This is a genomic window from Komagataeibacter swingsii (assembly GCF_003207895.1).
Lineage (GTDB): Bacteria > Pseudomonadota > Alphaproteobacteria > Acetobacterales > Acetobacteraceae > Komagataeibacter > Komagataeibacter swingsii.
On record NZ_NKUB01000010.1, the window covers coordinates 122,489 to 128,765 of the forward strand.

Genomic DNA, 6,277 nt, shown 5'->3' on the forward strand with positions numbered 1-6,277 from the left:
CATGTCCCAGCCCAGCCCCACAGACCGCACTGCCGCAGCCGGACGGGTCGCCCACCTACTGGCGCATGACCTGGTCCAGCCTGTCGCCCCCTTCGTCACGCAGTTTGTCACGCGCCTGCTGGGCGGGACGCAGCCGCTGGGGGTGGTTTTTTATGGCTCCGCCCTGCGTGCGCCCGATCCCGAGGGCATCCTGGATTTTTACGTGATTGTCGAGCGCCTGGAAGACTGGACGTCGAGCTATCTGGCACGTGAAGCCAACCGTATCCTGCCCCCCAATGTGGAATATCATGAAATTCCCATTGATGGCCGGACCATCCGGGCCAAGGTGGCCATCCTGTCCATCGCGCAGTTCCGGCGCATGACGGGTCGCGCCACGCTGGATACTACGGTCTGGGCACGTTTTTGCCAGCCCGTGCGGCTGGTATGGGTCAGGGGACCGGACGCGGCTGACGCCATCCTGGCCTGCATCATCCGCGCGGTGGGGCAGGCAGGTCGGTGGGCTGCGGCGCTGGGGCCGGCGCAGGGCACGGCCGATGACTACTGGCTGGCCCTGTTCGCCCATACCTATGGCGCGGAACTGCGCGTCGAGAACGGCCGCAGGCCGCGTAGCCTGCTGCAGGGACAGGAAGGGCGATACAGGGCGCTGCTGCCGGATGTATGGCGCGCGGATGGGCTGCCATTCCGGTACGAGGGGGATCAGCTGACGCCCCAGTTGACACCTGAACTGCGCCGGACCATGCGTGAAGGCTGGTGGCTGCGTGGCCGGCTGGGCCGCGTGCTGAATGTCAGCCGCCTGTTCAAGGGGGCCTTCACGTTTGAAGGGGGCGCACGCTATATCGCATGGAAGATCAGGCGGCATTCCGGAATCGAGCTGCCGCTGGGGCCGTTTTCGGAACGGCACCCACTGGTCTGCCTGCCGTATCTGCTGTGGAAATTACGGCAGGCAGGGTTTTTCAGGCGGCGCGGCTGATACCCATCTCGCTCGCCACCACGGCGAAGATTTCCACGGCCCGGTCTATCTGTTCCGGTGTATGCGTCGCCATGACGGAGGTACGCAGCAGGGGATGCTGGTCGGGCGTCGCGGGTGGCAGGCTGAGGTTGACGTAAACCCCCAGGTCCAGCAGCCGGTTCCAGAACGCCACGGCAACTGCCACATCATCCAGAATGACGGATACGACAGGACTGGCCTGCGGGCCGGTACGCAGGCCCGCGGCCTGCAGCCCGGCATGCAGCCTGCGGGCATTGTCCATCAGCCGCACGCGCAGTTCAGGCTGGTTTTCCAGTTCGGTCAGCGCGGCCATGGTCGCTGCGATGACTTCAGGCGGCAGGGACGCGGTGAACATGTAAGGGCGCGAGCACAGACGGATCAGGTCCAGCCCCTCATGGTTGGAAACACAGTAGCCCCCAACCGTGCCAAGGCTTTTGGAAAAGGTGCCGACGACAAAATCGACATCATCTTCCACGCCGTCGGCTTCCGCCACGCCACGGCCATGTTCACCCATTACGCCAACGGAATGCGCTTCATCCGCCAGCAGCCATGCGCCGGTTTCCCGTTTGACCGCCGCGAATTCCTTCATGGGCACGACGTCGCCCAGCATGGAATAGATGCCTTCGACCACGACCAGCTTAGCCCCGGGCGTGCCATCAAGGCGGCGCAGGCGTTTGTGCAGGTCGTCGGCGTCATTATGGCGGAAGCGGATGACCTGCGCATGGCCAAGGCGGCTGCCATCATAGATGCTGGCATGGCTGTCCGCATCAAGCAGCAGGTAGTCGTCCTTGCCCGCCAGCGCGGAAATCGTGCCCAGATTGGCCTGGTACCCGGTGGAGAACACCATGCAGTGCCGACGGCGGAAGAACGCGCAGAGCCGTTCCTCCAACTGGCGGTGCAGTCCCTGCGTGCCGTTGGCGATGCGCGATCCGGTCGTGCCGACACCGTAAGCCCTGGCCGCCTCGACCGCCGCTTCGATCGCGGCGGGAGACTGGCTCAACCCAAGGTAGTTGTTGGTGCCGAACAGGAGTGTCTCACGCCCTTCGATCAGCCCGACCGTGGAGGAAATGGGCTTTTCGATAACGACGTTGAACGGGTTGCGCCCGCCACCAGCCATGACAGCCGACAGGGCGGAGGCCAGGCCTTCATATTTCGAGAAAATTGACATGACGGATCAGGAGGCCTGCTTGAGGGAGACGATGCAGGCGGCCAGATCATCAATGGTGCGGATATCAGCCAGCCGGTCAAGCGGCACGGAAACATCGAGCGTATCCTCGATTTCCATGACAAAATTCATGACGGCCAGTGAATCAAAGGCCAGATCTTCAACGATCTTGCTGCTGCCATTGATATCACGGGGAACCTTGGGGTTCGCCAGCAGCGTCTTCACGATCAGCGCGGAGACGCTCGCTACCGTTTCACTCATTCCTACATCCTTATGGCATGTCCCGCCTGCTTGCTTGCAGGCAGGGGATCAGCATGAATGGCCTGCCCCACGGTCAATGACCGGGGTGGGGACTGCAATCGGCCCCCTGATCGGAAGTCTTATGATCGAAAAACAGGTTTTTGGCCAGTCCTGCTTTGCATTCCGGCCCGAAACGGCCGGGCCTCGTGGCCCCGGCTCCCTCAGACCACGGAAACAGACGACGTTTCCAGCGGCTGGAACGCACCCGACAGCAGCATGGCTTTCGCACGGGCGCGTGTCAGCTTTCCCGATGATGTCTGGGGCAGGGTATGGGGCGGCACCAGAATGATGGAAACATCCACGCCATGCTGCCGACGGAACAGGCTGGCCGTTTCGGTTTTCAGGGTTTCACGTGCTTCGGGGGAGGAGGCGCGGCACTGCACAAGGGCCACGATCTTTTCGCCCTCATCCTCATCAACCGAAAAGACGGCGACATCGCGGCTGCGCAGGCTGCTGATTTCGGTTTCGGCCGACCATTCCAGGTCCTGCGGCCAGATATTGCGACCGTTGATGATGATCAGGTCCTTGGCGCGGCCGGTTATGACAACCTGGCCATCCAGCATGTACCCCAGGTCACCGGTGTTCAGCCAGCCATTGGCATCCACGACGCGGGCGGTTTCCTGCGGGCGGCGGAAATATCCCTGCATCAGGCTGGGACCACGCACGAATACGGCGCCCACCTGGCGGTCACGCAGCACGTTTCCCTGTGGGTCGCGTACTTCAAGTTCATGGTGCGGCAGGACTTCGCCACAGATGACGAATGTGCGCAGCGCGCGTGCGGGATCGTTGGACGGCACGGCTTCGCCACGTGTTTCAAGCGCGCGCAGGTCAATCGTATCCGTGCGGATACCCGATCCAAGTGGCGCGAAACTGATGGCCAGCGTCGCCTCGGCCATGCCGTAGCTGGCTGTAAAGGCGCTGCTGTCAAAGCCTGCGGAGGCAAAACGCTGGGCGAAATCCTCAAGGATATGATAGCGGATCATGTCGCCACCGATACCCGCCACGCGCCATGATGACAGGTCCAGCTCGATCGAGGTGGCGCGTCGTGCGCACAGCTCGTAACCGAAGGACGGGCTGTAGGAAATCGTGCCGCGGTTGCGGCTGATCAGGTCCAGCCACACATGGGGGCGCCGGGCGAATTCACGGGTGGGCAGCATGTCCACGCTTAGCTGGCACGTCATGGGGGTCAGGAAGAAACCGACCAGCCCCATGTCATGATAGAGCGGAAGCCAGGACACGCAGCGATCCCCCGTTTCACGGACCTTCAGGCCATTCAGGGCAATGGCGTGCGCGTTCGCCATGCCGGAACGCTGGGTCACCGCGATTCCCATGGGGAAGCGTGTGCTGCCGGAAGAAAACTGCAGGTAGGACAGGTCATCCGGCTGGACGGAAGGCAGGGCCGCGACCGTAATCGGCGTTTCCAGCAGTTCGGAGGGCGTGCCCGAGAATTTGAGGTCCAGCCCGGATGTGATTTCATCCGTCCATGACGCGATGATGGACGCGATCACCACGGCCGATGCCGCGGCACCCTCGATCATGCCGCGCAGCGTGGCCACATACCCTTCGCGCCCGCCAAAAGCCACGGGCAGTGGCAGGGGGGCGGGAACAAGGCCCGCATACTGGCAGCCAAAGAAGATACGGGCGAAATCGCCATCACTCTCGGCCACGATGGCAACCCGGTCCCCGGGTTCCAGGCCAAGGGACAGCAGGCGTTTCGCCGTCTCGATCGCCTGTTCGCGCAACGTGCTGTATGGCAGCGTTTCGAGCAGGACGCCCTTGCCGGAATAGATGTTGAAGCCGCTCTTGCCCCGGGCGGCATAATCCAGTGCCGCCGGGAACGTCGGAAAATCGCCGTAACGACGGGGCAAACCAGAATCGGAGGGGGTCGGGAGGCTTATCATTTCCGGTAATGTGACTTCCACAGACGTAACTTGAAACGGCGAATGGGCGGTGTTCAACCAATTACCCTCAAAAAGTCAATAATCGATTTCGCGCCTTTGGCCGCCGTGTCTTCCGGAGCCGCAAACCCGAATGTATCGTTTATATACTCTTTTTGTCGATCAAGGAAATTTGCATGCGTAAGGAATGCCCTGTCAAGGGCGTGGCCCAGCGCATTTGCGTTTTCCATCACCGGCCCCAGTGTCCAGTTCACATAATTCGGGTCACCGCGCCACTGTATTCCATGCGCGTTCAGGAACAGGCAGGGACGCGGTTTTGTAAGGAATTCCCCGACTTGGCTACTGACATCACCAAGATACAGGTCTGATGCCAGTGTATAGGTCATATCCACGCTCCGGTCGCTGCCCGGATCAATGATCATATGCGGATATGCGGCATAGGGCGCCAATATATGGCGGCTTTTTACACGATCCGTGTCAAACAGCCGGTAATGGGGTGCGAAGATCAGGTTGTATTTTTCCTGTTGGGCAAAGTAATCAAGAACAGCCATGCCAAACCGGGGCCATGATGACAGGCTGGTGCTGAAATGCGGATTGTAGAGAATGGTCGGGCGCGTATTGGAAAACAGGGGCGCGCTTTTGGCATGCAGCCGGCGGACCATGTCGAATTTGGCATATATGCCAGTCATATAATGCCCGTCGCGCAAGATATTCGCCTTTTCCAGACGGTCTTTTATTTTATGTCCCGCCATCAGGATGTAATCGAATTGCCGTGCGTCATGGGTAAAGCCGATCGCCCTGTCGCCCGCGCCGTGGCGGGTCCAGATCAGGCGGGGGCGGGAAACACCCATTTTGCGTAAATAGAGTGATGTACGCTCGGGAACGACGATTGCCTGAAACCTGCTGAAATAATTCCTGTTCAAAAATAGCACCGCTATTTTGCTCAGGGGAGTCGGGCCATGCCGTCTTATATGGCTACGAAGCCATGAAGGCAGATGCAGGATATCAAAATGGACCCGGGATTCCGGATAATGTCCGGATAGCTGCCGTATGCGGGAATCGCGTTCTTGCGTCAGGCTGGCTATATGAACCTTAAATTCAGGATAAAGCCGGGCCATTTCCAAAGCGATAGGAAGTGAATGGAATTCCTGATGCGGCTGGGCAATGTATGGAAACAGGATATGGGACATTTATGGCTGGCCTGAAAATCCCCTGATTGGCCTGCATTACATAACACATGGATTTATAATAAGATTAAATAACAAATGCCGCGATATTGTATGCATTGAAAGGCCGGATGCTTCGGGTGCCATGCATATGGGCCTGCTACCCCCTCCAGATGTATCGCCTTGGTTGGCGATATGGGCGTATTCCTTCACTGGGGGATGGTCAGGTCCGCGGAGGCATGCGTCGCTGATGTCAGGCACAGGACCAAGGCACATGCATAAGCTGGCGTTTTCTTGCGGAGAGCGAGGAGTGCCCGCTTCAGCTATCCATATATAAGTAGATGGCAGTTCACTGGTGCGGCCTTTTGTAAAGGCGACCGCCAACCTCTTTCTGTCAGGTCGCCTTTCAGGCTGCATGCAGATGAAGCTGTCATTATCATGGATGGAGCGTAGGCAGGTCCGGCTTGTGGCCTGGAAAAAGCCAGCCCCTCCTTTTTTCATATAATTTTCATTTCAGCGCATTTTTTTAGTACGATTAGTGAATGGTTTTCGGGTTTAACGGCTGATTTCCGTGTGTTTTTTACGTTTTTGGTGTGGCGTTGACAGGATGGGCCAATATCCGTAAAAGCCCCTTCACCGGACGGCGATGCTGCTCCGGCGGGATCTTTGACAAGAGAATAGAGAGAGTATCTGGAAGGGATATGCTGGCGGCGCGGTTGTTGCTCTTTGGGGCGATGATTGGCGGTCTGGACTGGGTGAG

6 protein-coding genes are annotated in these 6,277 nt (G+C 59.4%); 1 reads left to right on the forward strand and 5 read right to left on the reverse strand.

From position 1 onward, the window contains the following. Position 1: 1 nt before the first annotated feature. A complete protein-coding gene (locus tag CFR76_RS09630) occupies positions 2 to 970 on the forward strand; it encodes a protein-tyrosine phosphatase family protein (RefSeq protein ID WP_167402098.1) in 969 nt (322 codons plus the stop codon). Here the strand turns inward: CFR76_RS09630 and spt are convergent. The 5 genes from spt to CFR76_RS18225 form a co-directional block, all read right to left on the reverse strand. Then, positions 954 to 2,156: a serine palmitoyltransferase gene (spt, locus tag CFR76_RS09635; protein WP_110556940.1), complete on the reverse strand. Its 1,203-nt coding sequence runs from the start codon at positions 2,154 to 2,156 to the stop codon at positions 954 to 956. The two genes, CFR76_RS09630 and spt, sit on opposite strands and share 17 nt — an antisense overlap. A gap of 6 nt (positions 2,157 to 2,162) precedes the next feature. Continuing rightward, positions 2,163 to 2,414 carry an acyl carrier protein gene (locus CFR76_RS09640; protein WP_007400085.1) on the reverse strand — a complete coding sequence of 84 codons (252 nt, stop codon included), beginning with the start codon at positions 2,412 to 2,414 and terminating at the stop codon, positions 2,163 to 2,165. Positions 2,415 to 2,614: 200 nt separating this feature from the next. After that, positions 2,615 to 4,354 carry a fatty acyl-AMP ligase gene (locus CFR76_RS09645; protein WP_208623963.1) on the reverse strand — a complete coding sequence of 580 codons (1,740 nt, stop codon included), beginning with the start codon at positions 4,352 to 4,354 and terminating at the stop codon, positions 2,615 to 2,617. Positions 4,355 to 4,407: 53 nt separating this feature from the next. Continuing rightward, positions 4,408 to 5,541, reverse strand: coding sequence for a sensor domain-containing protein (locus tag CFR76_RS09650; RefSeq protein ID WP_110556942.1), 1,134 nt, complete (start codon positions 5,539 to 5,541; stop codon positions 4,408 to 4,410). Positions 5,542 to 6,014: 473 nt separating this feature from the next. Beyond that, on the reverse strand, positions 6,015 to 6,277 hold a 263-nt coding region (locus tag CFR76_RS18225; RefSeq protein WP_208623964.1), incomplete at its 5' end, for a hypothetical protein.